Origin of the sequence: Pseudomonas helleri, assembly GCF_001043025.1 — a bacterium.
Lineage (GTDB): Bacteria > Pseudomonadota > Gammaproteobacteria > Pseudomonadales > Pseudomonadaceae > Aquipseudomonas > Aquipseudomonas helleri.
This window is the reverse complement of the sequence record NZ_JYLD01000022.1, coordinates 14375-35678: the sequence shown is the minus strand read 5'-3', so window position 1 is coordinate 35678 and position 21304 is coordinate 14375. Positions and strand designations below refer to the sequence as shown.

Sequence of the window (21304 nt, the reverse complement as noted above, 5' to 3'; positions counted from 1 at the left end):
CGCCCACCCACTCAGGAAGAGCATATGCTCGATACCAATCCTCTATTGAACACCTCAGTGCTGCCGTCGTTTTCAATGATTCGCGCTGAGCATTTGGTGCCCGCTGTTGAACACATCATCGCTAAGAGCCAGACAACTGTAGCTGGCATTATTGCCAGCCAGACTTCATTCCCCACCTGGGACGATCTGGTGCTGGCGATGGATGAGGTAAAGGCCCAACTCGAAGAAACGATTCAAATGATTGACGTGCTCAGCACTGTACACACCCATAAGGCGTGGGCTGATGCAGTCACCCTCTGCGGGGGGCTGATGACGCAATACAAAGGGCAACTCGCGCAAAACACCACGCTGTATGCGTTATACCAGGCCCTGGCCAACAGCCCGATTGCAGCGTTGTTCAACAGTGCGCGCAAGCGGGTACTGGAAAAAATACTGCTCGAATATCGCCAGGCCGGGCTTCACCTCGGTCCGGTGCACCAAGAGCGGCTGCGTGAATTAAAGGAGCAAACCCGTCTGCTGGAACAGACGTTCAGTGCCCATGTGCAGCAAGCCACTCAAGCCTGGGGCAAACACATTGAAAACGAGTTGCTGCTAGCGGGCCTTGCGGCACCGTTAAAGCAGCGCCTGGCGAGCGCAGCGCAGCATAAAAACCTGACCGGCTGGTGGTTAACACTGGATGACGAAGTGTTTCACGACGTAATGCTGTACGCGCAGAACCGGCCCTTGCGCGAGGAGGTATGGATCGCCCGTTACACCCTGGCCACAGCGCTAGGCCCGCAACCTGAACAATTGAACAACGATGATGTGTTAACGCGGCTGCTCAGCAACCGCCATCAAATTGCACAGTTGCTGGGCCATGAGCACTTTGCCCAATTGGCTTTGCAAGGGCAGATGGCGTCGTCGACCGACGAGGTCATGAATTTTTTGCGTCATGAACTCGAATCACAACGCGCCACGTTTACCCTCGAGAGAGCGCAACTCGAGGCCCTGATGGTGGAATACGACATTCCTCAGCTCGAACCCTGGGATTATGAATACCTTGCCCAAATACTGCGCCAGGCCGACGGCGTGTCCCAGGATGCGCTGAATGTCTATTTCCCGTTGCCGACGGTTATTGAGCGTCTGGTGCAATTTACCCGGCGGTTGTTTGGCGTTGAACTGGTTGAACAGACGCAGTTCGACCGTTGGCACCCGGACGTGCGCCTTTACGAGGTCATGGAACATCAACAAATCCTCGGCTACTTGTTTATTGACCCTTATGGCCGCCAAGAGACTGATGGGGCCGTTGAAGTGCTGACGCTGCGCAACCGCCGAATGACGGCCGAAGGGCGACCCCGTTTACCGGTTGCTGTGCTGTCCGGCCGGTTTGCAAAAGGTGACGGTGAGCAGCCCTGTTTACTGAGCCACACGCAATTGCGCAGGCTGGTGCATGAATTTGGCCATTGTCTGCAGCACCTCTTGACGGGGCAAGGGTACCGGGACATTTCCGGGATCGGAGGCATGAGCCCTGACGCGATTGAATTTGCCAGTCAGATCATGGAGCAGTGGTGCTTTAGCGACGAGTTTCTGGTCTGGATGTCGGCGCATTATCAGACTCAAGAGGCGATGCCTGCTGATGCGGCTCAGCGCTTAACGCGCGTGGTACACACTCAAACCAGTTGGGCCACGGCCAATGTTTTGCTGCTCATGCTGTTTGATATCGAGGTCCATCGCACCCAAGGCGATGGGCGCAGCCCTCACGAGGTGTTTGATGCCCTGAATACGGAAGTCGGGCACTTGAAGTGGCCACATGACGTGAGCCCCTACAACAGCAACGGATTGATGACATCACCCCATGTGGCTCGAGGCTATTCCTATAAATGGTCCGGTGTGTTGGCCAGCCAGGCGTTTGAGCAATTCAGCCGTCGAGGCTTGTTTGACGCAGAGACAGGGCTGGCCTTTCGCGATGCCTTTTTTACCTATGGCGATGCGCGTTCCTTGAGGGACTCCATGGAGGCCTTTATGGGCGCCGACAAGGTAGACCGTTTTTTTCCGCCATCCGCCGCGTTGCTGCGCGTCGATAACACCCGGGACGTTGCGACCTTGATGGGTCAATTGACGACTTCGCAGCAGCAGATGATTGAGTTGAATGACGCTTTGCCACGGCCTGCCGGTGTTGCTGCGCAGCACTTGAAGAACTGGTTTAAAACCACGTTCCCCGCGCTGGCGGACAGTGTGGCGGTGCAGGATGTGTCTGTGCGCACGGTGCATGAAACACTCATCCCTCTAGCAGAACGGGTGCCTGATGGACCGCTGTTTAGCCGCACGATCATTTCCAGCGTCCCCTTGGATGTGCTGTTCTGGCAGGCGGCTGCTGGCCGCTTGAGTACCGGCGAGCTCTTTCTCAACCTGCAAAATATTGAAATTGTTCATCAAACCGGCGGTACCACGCAGGCACCGGCTGCCCTGAACAGCAACGATGCCAAGAGTGCATTCGAGCGATTGTTGGTAGAAACCCGGCCGTTGTCATTCGAACGCCAATGGGAACATGCCCTTGAACACTTCTGGAGCAAAGCCGCGAGTTTCACTCAGAACCGCCCTGTCAATGAATGGCTGGCAGATCAGTTAAGCCATCAGTTAATGACGCAGGCCAATCTTCATGCGCTGGACGGAGCGCTGCAAGAGCCGCTGCACCATGCCGTGACCGACTACGCGCTCTCTGCACCCGAGGCAGAGGCACGCGCAGGCTTGCTCGAAACCGTTCGGCCTGGTGTGTACACACTGGCCTACACACCACAAAGGTGGCGGGTCAGTTTGCCGGTCCGCAACTGTGTGGTGTTTACCGCGCGAGATAACGACGTTGAGCAGGGCGCAGCGCTGCTCTGGCGTCTGGGTGAGCCACTGGAAGTGTTCTACAGCCTGGCGCAACTGAAGGCGAGTTTGAAGGAAGGCGGCGATGCCATCGGCGAGATTAAGCATCGACCGTTTCCGGGTAACTTTTTGGTCCAGCAAGTCATGGCGCTGCGCCAGGCGCAAAAAACTGATGTGCTGCAAGCGCTGCTCGACGGACCAAATGAAGGGGAGCAGGTTAACGACTGGATACAGCGTGTGGACGAGGCCGCAGACCTTGGCGACCGGCTGGATATTGCCGTCCCGATGAATGCTCGGCAACTCAAGCAATCACTGAGTCAGTTGAATACCTGGCTACACAGCAGCCGCCACGCTACCGGGAAGGATCGCGTGGCTTGGTGGAAGGCTTGCAGGGCTTGGCAACAAGCCGTAAAGGATGCGCAGTCTCTGCCAGCAGACCCGATAACGCTGGCAACACCTGAGGCCATCCAGGCGTGGACGCGCACTGAGCTTGAGCGATTGATCAAGGAAAAATACCCGCCAGCCGACCCGGATCGGGTTTTCCTGACGATCGAGAAACGCATCGTAGATCCCCATGCGCCTACGGGGTCATCTGCGTATGGGTCAGGAGTGGCACTTTCAGAACATAAGGGGATTATTTTTGACCGGCGTTCACTGACGGAATGGGCCATCTCCAATATGACGCCGGATGAGAGCAATGCGCGTGATTACCTTGAGGAGGGCCCACTGAACTTTGACGCCATACGCGATCTGGTGAAATCAGCCAATGTCGGGGTAATGCTTGACTCATGGATTATTGGCGCAGCCCGCCGTACGCAGACGTTATGGATGTCGCTCAAAGCCAAGCAGATGCGGGTTGAGGTACTTGCCGCCCACTTGTCAGGTGATCTCATGCATGACGCCAGCAATACCCGGTTGAACCTGGTGCTTGCCGCTCTTGATGGGCGCCAACCTCAGGAACGTAGCAAGGTCAATGGCCAAGAGGTGGTGGTTTATCAGATTAAATGGGGGAGCAGCACTCTAAGGGATATCGTGGCGTTTGGCGTCAAGAACCTTAAAGGCCGGCCCTCACTCACGTTGTACACGCCTGGGGCACCGGATGCCCGGGTGTTTCGCGATGCCGATGGCGAAGCATTCGAAGATCTGATGAGTGCTGTGGTGACGGCCCTCACCACAACACCAGAAATGACACTGTGGCTGATCTCGAAATTACCGCTTTCAGCGCAAGCTGACCAGATTGCCAGCCTGGAGTCGAAGGCGCCCGACCGTCCTTTGGGTGAAAAGATTAAACAGTTTGTGCTGGATATTTTTTCGCCCATCAAGTTTCGGGCTAACCTCGGTTTTCCTGCTCAGGGTGCGATTGCCGCCGTGGACATCGACCTGTTCGAAGCCTTGTATGAAACACACATTGTTCATGCGCGAGATGCTGCCAACGTGTTGACGGTTTCCCATGCCGAGCGTGATAGCGAAGCGGCCCAAGTCGGGCGCAGCAAAGGGTTAGTGCTGGTGCTGGGCATGATCTCGATACCTCAGGTAAACCGGCTCGGCGGGCTTCTGGGGCGGGCTATTATTCCGACCATGATCGGCGGTGCTGCGGTGGTGTCCATCAAGGATGAAGGCGGCAGTGGCAGTCAATGGCTGAGTGATTTTATCAGTGCCATGGGGGAGGTGGTCGCAGAGGCTGGCGAAGACCTCATCATGAGTCGAGCATCGGGCAGGCGTGGCAAAAAATACGCAGGCAAGCGTTATATGACGCTGACGACTTTGCCTCGCATGGTGGATGCCTCATTGCGGCCTTTTCTTCTGGAGGGGGTTGATGGAAGCGGCCTTCTACCGGAGGGTCGGAATCTGTATCGCGGTCGAGACGGGCAAGGCTATTTAAAGCTTGACGGGGGCTTTTGCAAAACCACGGTGCAGAACGGTGAGCGGTTTGTTTATAGCCCCAGGAATATTTCTAACAGGCGCAAAGTGGTTTGGGAAAATGGCCGTTGGCAAGCCGAGGCTCCAAATCGTTTATTGGGCGGCGGCCCGGTGATGAGTCTGTTCAGAGCCCCGGAAACGCCTCAACAGAAAAAATACAATGCACTGCTTGAGGGCTACCTGGTAGACCATTACAACCCGCCCGGTGACATGGTGCGAGAGGCTGCAAACGTGATCGGAGCCATGCCGGAGGTGCTGGCTCAGCGGGTGCTGGATGAGAGCATCATTGATGCACGGGTGAGCGGTATTGAGGCTTACCGGTCGTTAATGAAGCTGCTGAACCGCCAGCGTCGGCTGCCACCTGAATACAAGGCCTCGAGCGATACGCTGGTGTACAAGCTGGACGTGTGGAGTGCGGTCCACTCGGCAACGCGGGACTTTGAAACCAGTGTGCCGGGCTTGAAATTTTCCGATGTGCAAAAAATTAAAATATTCGATATGGCATTGCCCTACAGAAATGCTTATTACGAAACGACCGGTATGAACATAGCCGTGATGCCGGACAACGCGACAGGTGCTGTGTTTATTGGCATTACACCTCTGCGCGGGAAAAAAAGGCGCGAACTGGACAAAATCAACAAGGATTACAACGACCTTAGCCTTTCATTGAGACAGAAGATTGTCAGTGCGCTGCAAGCACAGTTCCCGGGGCAAGGGCCAGAAACAGTGGCTGCACTGGAGCGTTATCTCGCAGTACCAGAAAATGTTGAGCATCATCGAAAAATCGCTCGCACGTTATTGAGAGAGGAAATGCAAGCGCGGAACATGCCAGGTTTGCTGACTGAGGTCAGAAACAAACGCATCCCTTACTTTGTTGTGATCAAGGGCAAAACGCAGCAAAAAATCATGGTGGCCACTGCCGAGGACATTGATCACTTCTCACAAAGCCTGATCAAATACACAGAACCCTTTGATATCCAGGCCGTTACACAGACGGCGACGCATAAAGTCACAGGCAAGTTACCCGCTACATCAACAACATCCACGACACCTGCGGTGTCCGAAGGGCCTGCTACAGACAGGTTTTCGATCAACGTAAGCGCGCTGGCTGAAGCGCAAATGACTTACGACAGCTTCCCGGAAGCGGCCCGGATCAAAATGACCAGCATCATGGATGACATTCGTGCGGGTCGTGTGACCAGCAAGCGAATCAATGGTTATTACTGGTATGACATGTCCCAGTTGGATCCAGGCAGTGGCAGGGGGGCCTGGCGCGCTGCATTTGAACGCAAGGGCGATACGTGGGAGTTGCAGGGGTTTTATGACTATCACACCCATCGGGCTGCCACGGTGTGGAGTTACTGACGCGTAATAAAGTCGATAAATGCCCGCACGCGTTGCGGCACGTGGCGCGCGTGCGGGTACAAGAGGATAAACGGGCGCCGGGCACCGCCGAAGGCGCTCAACACTTCACACAGCTCGCCGCGCTCCAGTGCCTGCTGCACCGTGAAACGGTAGGTCTGCATCAGGCCTGCGCCGTGTTTGACCAGTGTCACTGCGCCCAGGTAATCATCCAGACAGGCGCAGTTACCTGAGGTTTCCAGCTCAATCCACTGACCGTCCCGCTGAAACGCCCACGGCAAATTGCGCCCGCTGCTGGGGAGCTGGTACTGAATGCAGTCATGTTTGGCCAGTGCTTCCAGCGAGGTGGGCGTGCCCGCTTCGCGCAAGTACTCAGGGGTTGCCACCACCACCAGTTCGGCCTCTTCGAGAGTACGGGCGATCAGCCCGGAATCGGTCGGCGCCTTGCCTCTGATCGCCAGATCAAAACCATCGTCGGCAAAGTCGATGTTGCGGTTGCTGATGTGCACATCGATTTGAACGTCAGGGAACTGCCGACGAAACGCAGGCAACTTCGGCAGCAACCGGTAGTGAGCATAGGGCGTGGGCACACTGATGCGTAACAAGCCGGAAGGCTGGCTTTGCTGGCCGGTGACTTCTCGCTCGGCATCGACCAGTTGTGTCAGCGCCTGACGGCATTGCTGGTAGTAAAGCCGCCCGCTATCGGTGAGGCGCATCTGGCGTGTGGTGCGCACAAACAAACGCACCCCCAAGCGCTCCTCCAGGCGGGCCACCGAACGACTCACCGCCGCTGGTGTAACCCCGGCCAGATTGGCCGCGGCCGTGAAGCTGCCGGTCTCGGCTGCCAGGCAAAACAGTTCAATACTGCCCAGTTGAACATCATCGAAGTGACGGGTCATGGCACGGCCAATTGATTACATGAGGTATCTATTCAAATGCCATGGGCCTCATTTTTCAAGTGTAAAACCTGGCCTAGAGTGCCTCCACCTGTAAGGCATACGCCTTGAACCTGCGGAGAAGCATCATGAGTTCAGCTAAAACAGTCATCGTTACCGGCGCCTCCAGCGGGCTTGGCCTGGCCATCGCCAAGGCTTATCTGGACCTGGGTTTTAATGTGGTGGGCAATGCGCGGACCCTGGCCCGCTTGCAGGAGGCTGCTGACTCGCTCGGCAACCCGGCCAACTTTTTGTTGGTAGAAGGCGATATCGCCTTGGCGAACACTGCCACCCGTTTGTTTGAACGCGCCATCGAAGCGTTTGGCAAGGTCGATATCTTGATCAGCAACGCCGGGATCTTCGTGCCAAGCCCCGTGGCGGATTACACCGAGGCGCAACTGGAGTCGATTGTCGACACCAACCTCAAAGGCTTTTTCTACCCGGCTCAGGCGGCAGCCCGGCACATGACGGCCAACGGTGGCGGTCAAATCGTTGCGATTACCGCATCCATTGCTCTGCAACCGAACGTCAAAGTTCCGGCCTTGTTGCCGGTGTTGATCAAGGGCGGCCTGAACAGCGCCGTGCGTGGTTTGGCGCTGGAATTGGCGGCCTCCCAGGTGCAGGTCAACGGCGTGGCGCCCGGCATTATCGCTACCCCGATGCACGGTACAGACCAACCGACCCGCGACTTCCTGAAAACCCTGTCGCCGAGCGGGCGCATCGGTACGCCGCAAGACATCGTTGACGCGGTGCTTTACCTCACCTCATCGACCTTTGTCAGCGGCGCCATCATCCCGGTCGACGGTGGCAGCACCGGCGGCACCTGGTAATCAACGAGGAAACCGACATGCCATACGTCAATATCAAAGTGACCGATGAAGGGGTAAGCGCCGAACAAAAGCGCTTGCTCATTAAAGGGGTGACCGAGTTGCTGGAGCGCGTGCTGAACAAGGCGCCGTCGACCACCTACGTGGTGATCGACGAAGTCTCAACGGATAACTGGGGCGTAGGCGGCGAAACCACCACCCAGTTGCGCGCACGGCAGAAGCACAACGCTCAGAAATTGAATTAAACAGTCGGCGTCTGCCCGACTGAACACTTCAACCCGTAGGAGCGAGCTTGTCTCGCGATCTTTTGATCTGCTGTGGCTTTTGAGCGGGGCAACCTGAGGTTTGCCACCAGATCGAAAGCGCCAGGATCAAAAGATCGCGAGGCAAGCTCGCTCCTACCAAATATAAAATAAGTGATTGATTCTAAAGGCTCTGTAGGAGCGAGCTTGCTCGCGAGCTGTTGATCTGGTTTTTGATCTTGATCTAAGAGGCCCCGTTAAACCACGCTGGCCGAACGCAGGTTTTGCGCAGAGGGTAACCCGGCAGGACGCCGGGTAAGTGGCACGGCGTAAGGCCGGAACCCTAAGTGGCCGTTGCCGCAGAAATGCATATGTACTCAAATCAAGAGCAACCCTCACCCTAGCCCTCTCCCGAAGGAGAGGGAACCGATTGGGGGATGCTGACGATTATCGGCGGCCTGTTTGCTGCGCGACAGTGCGGCGTCGAAGACGGGGCGGCAGCCCAGTGTGAGGTGAGGCACCACGGTTCTATGCTCATAACCAAATGATCTGCAAGATATTTGCGCCTCACGCCACACAAGGATTCAAACCTATTTTTTGAGTCCTTCAGATGTCGCATTATTTTGACAGCGCTCAGCAACAAGACATTCAGGCCCTGGCTCACACCTTTACCGGTCGTACGCAATGGCCCACCTGGTTGTTGTTGATTGCGGTGCCCAGCGCCTGGTTTGCTTTGATGCTGGCCAGCCCGGTGCTTGGCGCGGGGTGGACGATTGTGCTGTTGATCCCGGTGGTGGTGCTGTGGATGTCAGTTCAGCACGAGCTGTTGCATGGCCATCCCACCCGTTTCAATTGGCTGAATAAGGTGCTGGGCTATGCGCCCTTTGCTCTGTGGTACCCGTACACCTTGTACCGCGACAGCCACTTGCAGCATCACCACGATCATGACCTGACCATCCCCGGCGTCGATCCCGAAAGCCGTTATCTCAGCCAGTCAGGCTGGGAGCGCAGTTCCAGGTTGTTTCGCGCTGTGCTCTGGCTGAACAAAACCGTGCCGGGCCGCTTGCTGGTTGGCCCGCCTTTGGCGTTGTACGGGATGGCCAAAGAAGAACTTCAGCGACTGCGCCAAGGCGAGCGCAAAGCCTGGCTGATGTGGCTGACCCACGGCTTTTTCACGCTGCTGATGTTTGCCTTTATCGCCCGCTACAGCGCCGTGACGGTCTGGCAATACGTGTTTTTGGTCACCGTCCCGGTGCTGTCTGTCGGCATGGTCCGCTCTTTTTACGAGCACCGCCCCGCAGCCCGTCCCGAACAGCGTACGGTGCTCAATGAAGCTGGCTGGCCGTGGACCTGGTTGTTCCTGAATCTGAACTTGCACTTGGTGCACCACGATCTGCCGCGTTTGCCCTGGTTCTACATGCCCAGGGTGTACCGGGCGCGGCGTGAGCAATGGCAACAGCGCAGCGGCCATTATGTGGTGCACGGCTATGGCGAGTTGATTCGTCGGCACGCGGTGCACGCCATTGATAGCCCCAAACACCCGTTTGTTTAACGTCACCAGGAGCGCTGTATGTCAGGCGGTTATGCAGAGTTATTGATGTACGTGGCCCCCGAGCAGGTGCGTGAGGCCAATGAACAATGGCTGACACGTATCCTTGAGCTGTTGCAGGCCACGCGCCGCGACGCCTCGGGCATTGAGTTGCTGGAGCTGTTTCGCTCGCCCGATTTGTTGCTGACCCAAACCTGCGGCTACCCGCTGCTGACTCAGTTGCAAGGCCAGGTGCAAGTGGTCGGCCGCCCGCGTTATGAATGGCCCGACAGCAGCGCCGGGCGCCATTGCAGCGTGATTGTCGGCCGCGAAACCGACCCGCGTGTCGAACTGGCGGATTTCAGGGGCAGCCGCGGGGTGATCAATGACCGGCACTCCAACAGTGGCATGAACCTGTTCCGTCATCGGCTGACGCCCGTGCAGCAAGACGGGCGTTTTTTTGCCTCGGTGGCGACCAGCGGCGCGCATCAACAAAGCCTGCGCTGGGTGCGCGAAGGCTGGGCAGACCTGGCCTCTATCGACAGCGTCACGTTTGCCTGCCTGGCGCGTTATGCCCCGGCCGAAGTCGCCGGGTTGCGCATTGTTGCGCGCACTGCCATTAGCCCCAATTTGCCTTACATCACCGCACTCAGTGCCGGCAGCGCGGGCGCTGAGCGTATTCGTGAGGCAATGAACCTTGCCTTGCAGCAGTTGCCACAGGTAAGTGCCACCTTGGGTTTACAGGAAGTATTACCGGCCAGCGAAACCGACTACCACGTCGTTATTGGCTACCAGCGTGAAGCGAGCGCGGCAGGTTATGAGGTGTTGCTTTAACCGCCCTGCGATGCCAACGGCTACGCTGAAGTCAGTGCGGCCGATAGTTTTGCCCCTATCCATGACAAGAGAATCCGTATGAACAACCTTAAAAAATGGCTCGGTGGCTCGCTGCTGGCACTTGGATTGTTGAGCCAGCCGGTCCTGGCTGACAGCAAAAACACCCCGATTCACTTTGGTGACATCACTTGGGAAAGCGGCAGCTTTATCACCGAAGTGCTGCGCATTTTGACCGAGAAGGGCTATGGCGAGGCGACCGATACCTTGCCGGGCAGTACGGTAAGCCTTGAGGCGGCGCTGGCTAAAAACGACATTCAGGTGATCGGCGAGGAGTGGGCCGGGCGCAGCCCCGCGTGGATCAAAGCTGAAGCCGAGGGCAAAGTCTCGGGGCTGGGTGACATCGTCAAAAACGCCAGTGAAGGCTGGTGGGTGCCTGAATACGTGATCAAGGGCGACGCGGAAAAAGGCATCAAGCCGTTGGCCCCGGATTTGAAGTCGGTGGACGACTTGAAGCGCTACAAAGACGTGTTCCGTGACCCCGAAGACCCAAGCCGTGGGCGCTTCCTTAACAGCCCGACGGGCTGGACCTCCGAGATCGTCAACAGCCAGAAACTCAAGGCCTATGGCCTGGACAAAGACTTCGTGAACTTCCGCACCGGCTCCAGCGCTGCACTGGACGCTGAAGTCGCTTCGTTGATCCGTCGTGGCAAACCGGTGCTGTTCTACTACTGGTCGCCGACCCCGCTGATCGGTCGCTACAAACTGATCAAACTGGACGAACCGGCCTTCGATGCCGAGGCCTGGAAAACCCTGTCTGACGTCAATAACCCTAACCCGAAGGGCACGCGCTCATTGCCGGCAAAACTGGCGATTGGTGTATCAACCCCGTTCAAAACCCAGTACCCGCAGTTGGTCGAGTTCTATGAAAAGGTCGATTTTCCGATCGATTTGCTGAACAAAACCCTGGCTGACATGAGTGAAAAACGCACCGAACCGCGCCAGGCTGCCGAAGCGTTTTTGCGCGACCAGCCGCAGATCTGGCACAGCTGGGTGACTGGCGAGGCGGCGCAAAAAGTTGATGCGGCGCTTATCGCCAAATAATTCACTGAGTACGAGCCATGCATGTTTCCTGAAAATCTGACGTTTTCCATCGCCGGCTGGGTCAATACCTGGGTCGATGCGCTGGTCAGCAACTACGGGGATGTGTTCCGACACATCTCCGACACCTTGCTGTGGGCCATCGTTAGCCTTGAAAACCTGCTGCGCCTGACCCCGTGGTGGCTGATGCTGCTGATCGTCGGGGTGATTGCCTGGCACGCCACGCGCAAAGTGGTCAGCAGCGTGCTGATCGTGGGGCTGTTGTTTCTGGTCGGCGCGGTGGGGCTGTGGGACAAGCTGATGCAAACCCTGGCGCTGGTGATGGTGGCCACGGTGATCTCCGTGCTGCTGGGCATCCCGCTGGGTATTTTGGCGGCGCGCAGCAACCGCTTGCGCACGCTGTTGATGCCGCTGCTGGACATCATGCAAACCATGCCCAGCTTCGTGTACCTGATCCCGGTGTTGATGCTGTTTGGTCTGGGCAAGGTCCCGGCCATTTTCGCCACGGTGATCTACGCGGTGCCGCCATTGATTCGTCTCACCGATCTGGGTTTGCGCCAGGTTGACCACGAAGTGATGGAAGCCATCAATGCCTTCGGGGCCAACCCCTGGCAACAACTGTTCGGGGTGCAATTGCCGTTGGCCATGCCGAGCATCATGGCAGGGATCAACCAGACCACCATGATGGCGCTGTCGATGGTGGTCATCGCGTCGATGATTGGCGCCCGTGGCTTGGGCGAGAACGTGCTGGTGGGGATTCAGACACTCAACGTCGGCAAGGGCCTGGAAGCCGGGCTGGCGATTGTGATTCTGGCTGTGGTCATCGACCGCATAACCCAGGCCTATGGCCGACCACGGCATGGGGCAAATGATGAGTGAGGCTGTGATCAACAAGATCGAAGTGCGCAATGTCTTCAAGGTGTTTGGCAAGCGCGAGAAAGAAGCCCTGGCCATGATCAAGGAGGGCCAGAGCAAAGCCGACGTGCTGGCCAAAACCGGCAGCGTGGTGGGCATCAACGACTTGTCGCTGTCGATTCAAGCGGGCGAAGTGTTCGTCATCATGGGTTTGTCCGGGTCGGGCAAGTCGACGCTGGTGCGTCACTTCAACCGCCTGATCGACCCGACCAGCGGGCAGATTCTGGTGGAGGGTGAAAACATCCTTGAATACGACATGCCGACTTTGCGCCAGTTTCGGCGGCAAAAAATCAGCATGGTGTTCCAGAATTTTGGCCTGTTGCCGCACCGCAACGTGTTGGAAAACGTGGCGTACGGCCTCAAAGTGCGCGGGGAGAGCACGGCGCAGTGCAACGAGCGCGCCCGGCACTGGATCACGGTGGTGGGTTTGCAAGGTTATGAGCAGGCGTTTATCCACCAGCTCTCGGGTGGCATGCGCCAGCGCGTGGGGTTGGCCCGTGCATTGGCCACCGACACCGACATCATTTTGATGGACGAAGCCTTCAGTGCCCTCGACCCGCTGATCCGCGCCGAGATGCAGGACCAACTGCTGGAGCTGCAACGCACGTTGCAAAAAACCATCGTTTTTATCACCCATGATCTGGACGAAGCGCTGCGTATTGGCAACCGCATTGCCATCCTCAAGGACGGGCAGTTGGTGCAGGTGGGCACACCACAAGAGATTCTGCACACGCCTGCGGACGATTACGTGAACCGCTTTGTTCAGCGTCAGCGGGCGAAAATCGAGTGATGCCTCTTATGAGCGACACGACCCAAGTGGGAGCGGGCTTGCTCGCGATGGCCTTCAGAGCGCCTCATTTACCAGGCAAATATGCGTGATTGTTAACGATCATCGCGAGCAAGCCCGCTCCCACAGAGTGCTATTGATAGCGAACAGCAAGCACACCTTTCTTTTCACTGATCGACAAGGTCGGCGCGGCGTGTAATTGCTTCAGCGAGCTGACATGGGTGCCGCCGCACGGGTAGCTCGGCAGTTCGCCAAAGCCGATAAAGCGCTGGTCGGCGTTGACCTGAATGACCCGTGGCAGGTCAGCGCTGATCCACTGCTCAAGCTGTTCTTTGATCTGTTCGATGTGCATCGGTTGAGCGTTCTCACCCGGCATAAAACTGACCCGGCATTCCCCCGGCCAGTGGTGTGCCTTGATCGGCTTCCAGCCTGCGCGTTCGCCGCACACACCAATCAAATGCCCCATCGAATGCAGCCGGCTGTTTAACTCACGGCGGGCCTCATCCACGTGGGCCTGCGCCGTACCCAGCGGCACTGCCTGCTGGACGATATGCACAATCCGGTCGTGCTCCTGGAACACCTTGAGCACTTCACTGGCGCCAATCCAGCCAGTGTCGCTGGGCTGTCCGCCGCCCTGCGGATGAAAAGGTGTGGCCTTGAGAATGACGGCAAAGCCGTCGTCGTGCGCGGTGCAACTGAGTACGTCGACGTCGGCGGTGAGGGTGTCGTCGGTATAAAACAGGCGTGAGGTCATGTGGCGAGTCCTGAAACAATTAGGTTTAAAGTATAGGGACGCCCCTTGGGTGTGATAATCCCTCCAATTTTCAATGGACCTGTGCGCTGTGAGCATAAATCTACCGCTGTCATTACTGGCTGAAATGGTGGTCTTCGTGAGGGTGGTCGAGGTCGGCAATTTTTCCGAGGCTGCGCGACAGTTGGACACCTCGCCGTCTGCCATCAGCCGCAGTGTCGCCCGACTGGAAAAGGCCCTGGCGATCCGCCTGCTGCAGCGCACCACCCGCAAGCTGCGCCTGAGTGATGTGGGCGAGGAGGTGTTCAAGCGTTGCCAGGAGGTGGTGGGGGCAGCGCAATCGGTCATGGACCTCAGTGGTCGCTACAGCCAGGAGGCTGAAGGGCTGATTCGCGTCAGCGTGCCCAAGGCGGTGGGGCGCTATGTGGTGCATCCGCACATGCCCGAGTTTTTACGGCGTTACCCCAAGGTCGATGTGCAATTGATTCTGGAGGACCGCCATGTCGACCTGATCGACGACAACGTGGATTTGAGCATGCGTATCACCGACCAGCCGCCACCGGGCCTGGTGGGCCGCCAGTTGTTTTTGATCGAGCATTTGCTCTGCGCTACGCCAGCCTACCTGGCGGAACATGGCACGCCCCGCCAGCCGGAGGATTTGCGCCATCACAGTTGTATCTATCTGGGCGAAACCCCGGCGGATGCCCGCTGGAAATTCAAGCAAGGCAGCAAGACGGTGACGGTCGGGGTCACCGGGCGTTACGCGGCCAACCACACAGGGGTGCGGCTGGATGCGGTGTTGCAGCACATCGGCATTGGCAGCTTGCCTTACTTCACGGCGCGTCAGGCGCTGGAGTTGGGCGAGGTTGTGCAGGTGCTACCGGCCTGGAATTTTATTGCCTCGTACCACGGCGGTGTGTGGCTGCTGCATACCCCGACGCGCTATCTGCCACCCAAGCTGCGGGTGTTTATCGATTTTCTGGTTGAGCGGCTGGCGCAAGAACCGACGTTGGGGGCAAAAAAAGACCCGCGCGGTTAACCGGGCGGGTCTTGGGCATTCAGTGTGCCAATCAGTGCTGCGGGCTGTCTGCGTCGGTCGGCAGCGCCATGAACTGCTTTTCCTGATTCCAGTCGAACGGCTCGCCGTTTTCTTCGGCTTCAAAGCGGCGTTCTTCCAGCGCCTCATACATGTCCAACTCTTCATCGGCGAGGAAGTTGAAGCAGGAACCGCCGAAGAACCACAACAGGTCACGCGGTACCACGTGGGCGATTTGCGGGTAGCGTTCGATCACCTGGCAGAGAATGTCCTGGCCCAGGTATTGGCTTTCATCAAAATCGGTCAACAGACCGGCTTTCATCTCGTCGAAGCGTTCAATAAACAGCGCATGGCTTTCTTCCGGGATTTGCTCGGCGTCACCGACGGCAACCAGGATGCTGCGCAGCATATCGAGCAGGGCGAGATTGTGGTTGAGGTCATTAGTGGCCATGGTGGAGTCCTCTAGAGCAAAACGGGCGCGAGAGTATAAAGCTCTGCGCGCCCGCTGTCCTGCTAGCGAATCTTTCCTTCGCTGTGGGTGAGTTCGTCTTTGGCGAAGTCATCCACATCAATCACCTTGCGCCGTGCGGCTTCAGCGGCGCGCAGGGTTTCGGCTTCGGCCGGTTGCAAGATGCCCGCGTGCAACGCTGAATCGATGGACGGCTCGCCGGGTACCGGTTTGAACTGGCCACTTTTCAGCGCGTCGTGGAGCTTTTTGTGCAGCGGGTGAGCGGCTTTGAGCAAATCCGCGGCATGTTGCAACGCGCCCACCGCGTCATCGGCAGATTGCGGGCGGTAGCAGCCGGCAAGCACCGCTTCGAGTGTCGGATCGCCTTTGGCCCGGCCCAGTACTGCCGCGACTTCAGCATCCAGCGCATCAGAAGGCCCGGTATGGCGACGACCAAACGGGAACACCACGCCGCGCAACAGAAAGCCCAATGGTCGGCTCGGGAAGTTTTTCAGGATCTCGTCCAGCGCCCGTTCCGAATGCCCGAGGCTTTCTTCCATGGCCCACTTGAACAACGGGTTGAGGTGCTCGGGGGAGTCCAGGTCGTGGTAACGCTTGAGTGCTGCCGAGGCCAGGTACATATGGCTCAGCACGTCACCCAGGCGCGCAGACAAACGCTCGCGGCGCTTAAGCTCGCCGCCCAGCAGCATCATGCTCAGGTCAGCGAGCATCGCAAAAGCCGCTGCCTGACGGTTCAAAGCGCGGAAGTAACCTTGGCTGAGGGTGTTGCCGGGCGCGTGCTCGAAGCGCCCCAGGCCCAGGTTCAACACCAGGGTGCTGGCGAAGTTGCTGACGGCAAAACCGATGTGCTTGAGCAGCAGGCCATCAAACTCGATCAGGGCCTGTTCGCGGTCTTCACGCCCGGCCAGGGCCATTTCCTTGAGCACAAACGGATGGCAGCGAATGGCGCCCTGGCCAAAGATCATCAGGTTGCGCGACAGGATATTGGCCCCTTCAACAGTGATGAAAATCGGCGCGCCCTGCCAGTTACGGCCCAGATAGTTATTGGGCCCCATGATGATGCCCTTGCCGCCGTGCACGTCCATGGCATGGCTGATGCACTCGCGGCCGCGCTCGGTCAGGTGGTACTTGAGAATCGCTGACAGCACCGATGGTTTTTCACCCAGGTCCACCGCATTGGCGGTGAGCATGCGGGCGCTGTCCATCAGCCAGGCATTGCCGCCGATACGCGCGAGGGCTTCTTGAATGCCTTCAAAGGCCGCCAGTGGCACGTTGAACTGCTCGCGCACCTGGGCGTATTGCCCGGTCACCAGGCTGGTGAACTTGGCGGCGCCGGTGCCGACCGCTGGCAGCGAAATCGAACGCCCGACCGACAGGCAGTTCATCAACATCATCCAGCCTTTGCCGAGCATTTCCTGGCCACCAATCAGGTAGCTCAGGGGGATAAACACATCCTTGCCTGAGTTGGGGCCGTTCATGAACGCGGCGCCCAGCGGCAAATGCCGACGACCGATTTCAACGCCGGGGGTGTCGGTGGGGATCAACGCCAAACTGATGCCCAGATCTTCCTTGTCGCCCAGCAAGTGCTCCGGGTCATGGGCCTTGAACGCCAGGCCGAGCAGGGTGGCGACAGGGCCGAGGGTGATGTAGCGTTTTTCCCAGTTCAGGCGCAGGCCGATGACTTCTTCACCTTGCCATTGGCCTTTGCAAATGATCCCAGTGTCGGGCATCGCCCCGGCGTCGGAGCCCGCCAGCGGGCCGGTGAGGGCAAAACACGGGATGTCATCGCCACGCGCCAGACGCGGCAGGTAATGGTTTTGCTGTTCTTCGGTGCCGTAGTGCAGCAACAGTTCGGCCGGGCCGAGGGAGTTGGGCACCATCACCGTCGAGGCCAGATCGCCGCTGCGAGTGGCGAGTTTCATGGCGACTTGCGAGTGGGCGTAGGCCGAGAAGCCCTTGCCGCCGAACGATTTGGGGATGATCAGGGCGAAAAAGCCGTGCTCCTTAATGTGCGCCCAGGCTTCTGGCGGCAAGTCCATGGCCTGACCGATCTGCCAGTCGGTGACCATCGCACAGAGTTCTTCGGTGGGGCCGTCGATAAACGCCTGCTCTTCTTCGGTCAGTTGGGCTTTGGGGTAGGCCAGCAACTGGTTCCAGTCGGGGCGTCCGCTGAACAACTGGCCGTCCCACCACACGGTGCCAGCGTCGATGGCATCACGCTCGGTTTGCGACATGGGCGGCAGGACTTTCTGGAACCAGCTGAACAGCGGCGCCGTAAAGCGTTTGCGGCGCAGGTCAGGCAGTAGCAGCAAGGCCGCTGGCGCTGCCAGCAACACCCACAAGAGCACCAGCACCCAGATCGGCGCATGGCTGAAGAAGTCCATGATCAGCAGGTAAATCGCTACCACGGCAATCGCCGTGAGCGGGGAGACGCGCCGGTGGGCCAGCCAGGCAACGCCTACGATCAAAACCACTATCCACAACAACAGCATATCCAATCCTCCATGGAGCCAGGGGGGCGCACCCTTGTGAGCTTAGTCGCAACTCTTGAGCAAGGTCGTCCAATAGTGACCTTGTGCGGGAGGCACAGTTCAGCTTCACGGCGTAGACTGCCCCGGCGTCTATCAATCAGGAGTTTCATCATGCTGAAAGTGTGGGGTCGCAAGAATTCGTCGAATGTCAGGAAAGTGTTGTGGTGTATTGAAGAGTTGGCGCTTGAGTATGAGCGTGCAGAGGCGGGCGGTGCGTTTGGTGTGGTCGACAGCCCGGAATACCGGGCGCTGAACCCCAATGGCCGTGTGCCAATGCTGGAAGACGGTGGGTTTGTGTTGTGGGAATCCAACGTGATTGTGCGCTATCTGTCCGCCGAATACGGCTCGGACACGTCCTGGTATCAGGATGACAATCGCGTTCGCGCCCAGGCAGACAAGTGGATGGACTGGACCACCTCGTCGTTTGCCGGTGCTTTTCGCGATGTGTTCTGGGGGATTTTGCGCACCCCGGCCGAGCAGCAGGACTGGGTGAAAATCAACGCCTCGATCAAGACCTGCGCCGAGCTGCTGGTCATTCCCGACCAGGCGCTGGCCGAAAAGCCTTACCTCTCGGGTGATGAAATCGGCATGGGTGACATCCCGCTGGGGTCGTTTATTTACGCCTGGTTTGAAATGCCCATCGAACGCCCGTCAATGCCGCACCTGGAGGCCTGGTATGAGCGCCTCAAACTGCGCCCTGCCTACCGGAATGCGGTGATGACTGCGTTGACTTAATAGCCACTATTAATACGGGCGACTGTACTTGTGCGACAAGGCCAAGCACCATGGCACCTGTTCATTGGCTTTGTCGGACTTGTCTTACAGACAGTTCGCCCTTATTGAGTCATCCCTCTTATTCCCATCTTGGTGCGTAATCCGATATGAGTTCCGCTCTGTCCATACGGCAGCTAACCAAAACCTACGGCAACGGTTTCCAGGCCCTGAGTGGTATCGATCTGGACGTTGCTGAAGGTGACTTTTTCGCTTTGCTGGGCCCTAACGGTGCCGGCAAATCCACGACCATCGGCATTCTTTCCACGTTGGTGAACAAAACCAGCGGCACGGTGAATGTCTTCGGCCATGACCTGGACCGCAACCCCGCCGCGCTCAAGCGCAGCATCGGGGTGGTGCCGCAAGAGTTCAACTTCAACCAGTTTGAAAAGACCTTCGACATCGTCGTGACTCAGGCGGGGTACTACGGTATTCCGGCCAAAATCGCCAAGGAACGTGCCGAAAAGTACCTGACGCAGTTGGGGCTTTGGGACAAGCGCGACACCCCTTCGCGTTCGTTGTCGGGCGGTATGAAGCGTCGACTGATGATCGCCCGGGCGCTGGTGCATGAGCCGCGCCTGTTGATCCTCGACGAACCGACTGCCGGTGTGGACATTGAACTGCGCCGCTCGATGTGGACCTTCCTCACTGAGCTGAACGAGCAGGGCACCACCATCATCCTCACCACCCATTACCTGGAAGAGGCTGAGCAGTTGTGCCGCAACATCGGCATCATCGACCACGGCACCATCGTCGAAAACACCAGCATGCGCCAGTTGCTCGGGCAACTGCACGTCGAGACCTTTGTCCTCGATCTGAAGCATCCGCTGGCGTCTACCCCGCACCTCATCGGCTACCCGAGCCTGTTGCTCGATGGCAGCACCCTGGAAGTACAAGTCGACAAAGCCGTGGGCATTACCGGTTTGTTCACCCAACTGGCCGCGCAAAACATCGAAGTGGTGAGCCTGCGCAATAAAACCAACCGCCTTGAGGAGTTGTTTGTGTCGCTGGTCGAGAAAAACCTGGCAAAGGTGGCCGTATGAGTTCAGAACTGCGTCCCAACCTGGTGGCGTTGAACACCATCATTTACCGTGAAGTGCGCCGTTTCATGCGCATCTGGCCGCAAACCCTGCTGCCGCCAGCGATCACCATGGTCTTGTACTTTGTGATCTTCGGTAACCTGATTGGTCGGCAAATCGGTGATATGGGTGGTTTCACCTATATGGAGTACATCGTGCCGGGCCTGATCATGATGTCGGTGATCACCAACTCCTACGGCAACGTGGTATCGAGCTTCTTTGGTGCCAAGTTCCAGCGTTCGATTGAAGAACTGATGGTGTCTCCGGTGTCGCCCCACACCATTCTGATCGGCTTCACCGTGGGCGGTATCTTGCGCGGCTTGATGGTGGGCTTGATCGTGACCTTGCTGTCACTGTTCTTCACCCACTTGCAGGTGCATCACCTGCTCCTGACCATTGTGGTGGTGGTGCTGACCGCGACGATCTTCTCGTTGTCGGGCTTTATCAACGCCGTATTTGCGCGCAACTTCGACGATATCTCGATCATCCCGACGTTTGTGCTGACGCCGCTGACCTACCTGGGCGGGGTGTTCTACTCGATTACCCTGTTGCCACCGTTTTGGCAGAGCGTGTCCTTGGCCAACCCGGTGCTGCACATGGTCAACGCCTTCCGCTACGGGATCCTCGGCGTATCGGACATCAAAATCAGCGTGGCGCTGACCTTTATGGTCGTCGCAACCGTGGTGTTGTACTTCGCCTGCGCCAAACTGCTGGTCAGCGGCCGCGGCATGCGCCAGTAGCTTTCACACCCCTGTAGGAGCGAGCTTGTCTCGCGATCTTTTCAAGATCAAAAGATCGCGAGGCAAGCCCGCTCCTACACAAAGGTGCAAGGCACGTTTTACAAAGCCTTGCGCTGTTGCTTGCGCCGCTTCCACTGCCGGCTGACCCACCAGCGCCAATACACCATGGTCAAGCAGTAACCCATCCCGCCCAGTACCACTCCACACACCACCGAACCCAATAAAAACGGCTGCCACACGGTCGAGAGCTGGCTGCTGATCCACGCCCACGTGAGTTCATCAGGCATGCTGCGGGCCGGAACGTCCATCAGCCATGCGCCCAGCACATAGGTGCAGTAAAAAATCGGCGGCATGGTGATCGGGTTGGTCAGCCAGACCAGGCTGACCGAAATCGGCATATTGCTGCGCACCATGATCGCCAGGCAGGCGGCCAGGAGCATTTGAAAGGGCATGGGGATAAAAGCAGCAAACAGACCCACCGCCATCGCCCGGGCGACAGAGTGACGATTGAGGTGCCAGAGGTTGGGGTCATGCAGCAGTGAGCCCAAGAACCGTAAGGATTTGTGTTCCTTGATGCGCGCCGGATCTGGCATGAAACGTTTGATTGAACGCCGTGGCATGGGCTTCTC

The 21304-nt window shown here is 58.0% G+C and carries 17 protein-coding genes; 12 read left to right on the top strand and 5 right to left on the bottom strand.

Annotation, left to right across the window (positions count from 1 at the left end; all coding sequences use genetic code 11):
• Positions 1-24: 24 nt before the first annotated feature.
• Positions 25-6135, top strand: a complete 6111-nt coding sequence (locus TU84_RS24035) for a M3 family metallopeptidase (RefSeq protein ID WP_082148805.1) — start codon at positions 25-27, stop codon at positions 6133-6135.
• Here the strand turns inward: TU84_RS24035 and TU84_RS24030 are convergent.
• Positions 6129-7031 (bottom strand): LysR family transcriptional regulator, encoded by a 903-nt coding sequence (locus TU84_RS24030; RefSeq protein WP_048373660.1) that lies wholly within the window; start codon positions 7029-7031, stop codon positions 6129-6131. The genes TU84_RS24035 and TU84_RS24030 overlap by 7 nt on opposite strands.
• Before the next feature lie 125 nt (positions 7032-7156).
• Between TU84_RS24030 and TU84_RS24025 the strand changes: the two genes are divergently transcribed.
• From TU84_RS24025 to TU84_RS23995, 7 genes are all read left to right on the top strand, one after another.
• Complete coding sequence (locus TU84_RS24025; RefSeq protein ID WP_048373658.1) at positions 7157-7897, top strand: SDR family NAD(P)-dependent oxidoreductase; 741 nt, start codon at positions 7157-7159, stop codon at positions 7895-7897.
• Between the two features lie 17 nt (positions 7898-7914).
• Positions 7915-8139 (top strand): tautomerase family protein, encoded by a 225-nt coding sequence (locus TU84_RS24020; RefSeq protein ID WP_048373656.1) that lies wholly within the window; start codon positions 7915-7917, stop codon positions 8137-8139.
• Between the two features lie 607 nt (positions 8140-8746).
• Positions 8747-9688, top strand: a complete 942-nt coding sequence (locus TU84_RS24015) for a fatty acid desaturase (protein WP_048373654.1) — start codon at positions 8747-8749, stop codon at positions 9686-9688.
• An 18-nt stretch (positions 9689-9706) separates the two neighbouring features.
• A complete protein-coding gene (locus TU84_RS24010) occupies positions 9707-10498 on the top strand; it encodes a phosphate/phosphite/phosphonate ABC transporter substrate-binding protein (RefSeq protein ID WP_048373652.1) in 792 nt (263 codons plus the stop codon).
• A 78-nt stretch (positions 10499-10576) separates the two neighbouring features.
• On the top strand, positions 10577-11599 hold the full coding sequence (locus TU84_RS24005) for an ABC transporter substrate-binding protein (protein WP_048373651.1): 1023 nt from the start codon (positions 10577-10579) through the stop codon (positions 11597-11599).
• Positions 11600-11620: 21 nt separating this feature from the next.
• The gene (locus TU84_RS24000) at positions 11621-12475 is read left to right on the top strand and encodes an ABC transporter permease (protein WP_048373649.1); all 855 of its coding nucleotides are present in this window, start codon (positions 11621-11623) and stop codon (positions 12473-12475) included.
• A complete protein-coding gene (locus TU84_RS23995; protein WP_048373700.1) occupies positions 12468-13301 on the top strand; it encodes a quaternary amine ABC transporter ATP-binding protein in 834 nt (277 codons plus the stop codon). The genes TU84_RS24000 and TU84_RS23995 overlap by 8 nt, the downstream gene beginning before the upstream one ends.
• A 130-nt stretch (positions 13302-13431) precedes the next feature.
• On the opposite strand, the gene TU84_RS23990 is transcribed toward TU84_RS23995, so the two are convergent.
• Positions 13432-14052, bottom strand: a complete 621-nt coding sequence (locus tag TU84_RS23990) for a serine-tRNA(Ala) deacylase AlaX (protein WP_048373647.1) — start codon at positions 14050-14052, stop codon at positions 13432-13434.
• Between the two features lie 88 nt (positions 14053-14140).
• Here TU84_RS23990 and TU84_RS23985 point away from each other — a divergent pair, with 88 nt between their 5' ends.
• Positions 14141-15088 carry a LysR family transcriptional regulator gene (locus TU84_RS23985; protein ID WP_048373698.1) on the top strand — a complete coding sequence of 316 codons (948 nt, stop codon included), beginning with the start codon at positions 14141-14143 and terminating at the stop codon, positions 15086-15088.
• Between the two features lie 31 nt (positions 15089-15119).
• Here the strand turns inward: TU84_RS23985 and TU84_RS23980 are convergent, their stop codons facing one another.
• Both TU84_RS23980 and TU84_RS23975 read right to left on the bottom strand, forming a co-directional pair.
• Positions 15120-15536, bottom strand: a complete 417-nt coding sequence (locus tag TU84_RS23980; protein WP_048373645.1) for a PA2817 family protein — start codon at positions 15534-15536, stop codon at positions 15120-15122.
• 62 nt (positions 15537-15598) lie between these two features.
• The gene (locus TU84_RS23975; RefSeq protein ID WP_048373643.1) at positions 15599-18046 is read right to left on the bottom strand and encodes an acyl-CoA dehydrogenase; all 2448 of its coding nucleotides are present in this window, start codon (positions 18044-18046) and stop codon (positions 15599-15601) included.
• A gap of 150 nt (positions 18047-18196) precedes the next feature.
• Between TU84_RS23975 and TU84_RS23970 the strand changes: the two genes are divergently transcribed.
• The 3 genes from TU84_RS23970 to TU84_RS23960 all read left to right on the top strand — a co-directional run bounded on the left by TU84_RS23970 (position 18197) and on the right by TU84_RS23960 (position 20675).
• Positions 18197-18820 (top strand): glutathione S-transferase, encoded by a 624-nt coding sequence (locus TU84_RS23970; protein ID WP_048373641.1) that lies wholly within the window; start codon positions 18197-18199, stop codon positions 18818-18820.
• Positions 18821-18966: 146 nt separating this feature from the next.
• Positions 18967-19899 (top strand): ABC transporter ATP-binding protein, encoded by a 933-nt coding sequence (locus tag TU84_RS23965; RefSeq protein ID WP_048373640.1) that lies wholly within the window; start codon positions 18967-18969, stop codon positions 19897-19899.
• Positions 19896-20675 (top strand): ABC transporter permease, encoded by a 780-nt coding sequence (locus TU84_RS23960; protein WP_048373638.1) that lies wholly within the window; start codon positions 19896-19898, stop codon positions 20673-20675. The genes TU84_RS23965 and TU84_RS23960 overlap by 4 nt, the downstream gene beginning before the upstream one ends.
• A gap of 98 nt (positions 20676-20773) precedes the next feature.
• Here TU84_RS23960 and TU84_RS23955 read toward each other — a convergent pair whose 3' ends face one another.
• Entirely contained in the window at positions 20774-21295 is a 522-nt protein-coding gene (locus TU84_RS23955; RefSeq protein ID WP_048373636.1) for a DUF2062 domain-containing protein, read from the bottom strand.
• Positions 21296-21304 lie beyond the last annotated feature (9 nt).

What these genes read in the sequence shown, in the direction of transcription:
- TU84_RS24035 (WP_082148805.1), top strand. Translation starts at nt 25, where the DNA reads ATGCTCGATACCAATCCTCTATTGAACACCTCAGTGCTGCCGTCGTTT.
- TU84_RS24030 (WP_048373660.1), bottom strand. Translation starts at nt 7,031, where the DNA reads ATGACCCGTCACTTCGATGATGTTCAACTGGGCAGTATTGAACTGTTT.
- TU84_RS24025 (WP_048373658.1), top strand. Translation starts at nt 7,157, where the DNA reads ATGAGTTCAGCTAAAACAGTCATCGTTACCGGCGCCTCCAGCGGGCTT.
- TU84_RS24020 (WP_048373656.1), top strand. Translation starts at nt 7,915, where the DNA reads ATGCCATACGTCAATATCAAAGTGACCGATGAAGGGGTAAGCGCCGAA.
- TU84_RS24015 (WP_048373654.1), top strand. Translation starts at nt 8,747, where the DNA reads ATGTCGCATTATTTTGACAGCGCTCAGCAACAAGACATTCAGGCCCTG.
- TU84_RS24010 (WP_048373652.1), top strand. Translation starts at nt 9,707, where the DNA reads ATGTCAGGCGGTTATGCAGAGTTATTGATGTACGTGGCCCCCGAGCAG.
- TU84_RS24005 (WP_048373651.1), top strand. Translation starts at nt 10,577, where the DNA reads ATGAACAACCTTAAAAAATGGCTCGGTGGCTCGCTGCTGGCACTTGGA.
- TU84_RS24000 (WP_048373649.1), top strand. Translation starts at nt 11,621, where the DNA reads ATGTTTCCTGAAAATCTGACGTTTTCCATCGCCGGCTGGGTCAATACC.
- TU84_RS23995 (WP_048373700.1), top strand. Translation starts at nt 12,468, where the DNA reads ATGAGTGAGGCTGTGATCAACAAGATCGAAGTGCGCAATGTCTTCAAG.
- TU84_RS23990 (WP_048373647.1), bottom strand. Translation starts at nt 14,052, where the DNA reads ATGACCTCACGCCTGTTTTATACCGACGACACCCTCACCGCCGACGTC.
- TU84_RS23980 (WP_048373645.1), bottom strand. Translation starts at nt 15,536, where the DNA reads ATGGCCACTAATGACCTCAACCACAATCTCGCCCTGCTCGATATGCTG.
- TU84_RS23975 (WP_048373643.1), bottom strand. Translation starts at nt 18,046, where the DNA reads ATGCTGTTGTTGTGGATAGTGGTTTTGATCGTAGGCGTTGCCTGGCTG.
- TU84_RS23970 (WP_048373641.1), top strand. Translation starts at nt 18,197, where the DNA reads ATGCTGAAAGTGTGGGGTCGCAAGAATTCGTCGAATGTCAGGAAAGTG.
- TU84_RS23965 (WP_048373640.1), top strand. Translation starts at nt 18,967, where the DNA reads ATGAGTTCCGCTCTGTCCATACGGCAGCTAACCAAAACCTACGGCAAC.
- TU84_RS23960 (WP_048373638.1), top strand. Translation starts at nt 19,896, where the DNA reads ATGAGTTCAGAACTGCGTCCCAACCTGGTGGCGTTGAACACCATCATT.
- TU84_RS23955 (WP_048373636.1), bottom strand. Translation starts at nt 21,295, where the DNA reads ATGCCACGGCGTTCAATCAAACGTTTCATGCCAGATCCGGCGCGCATC.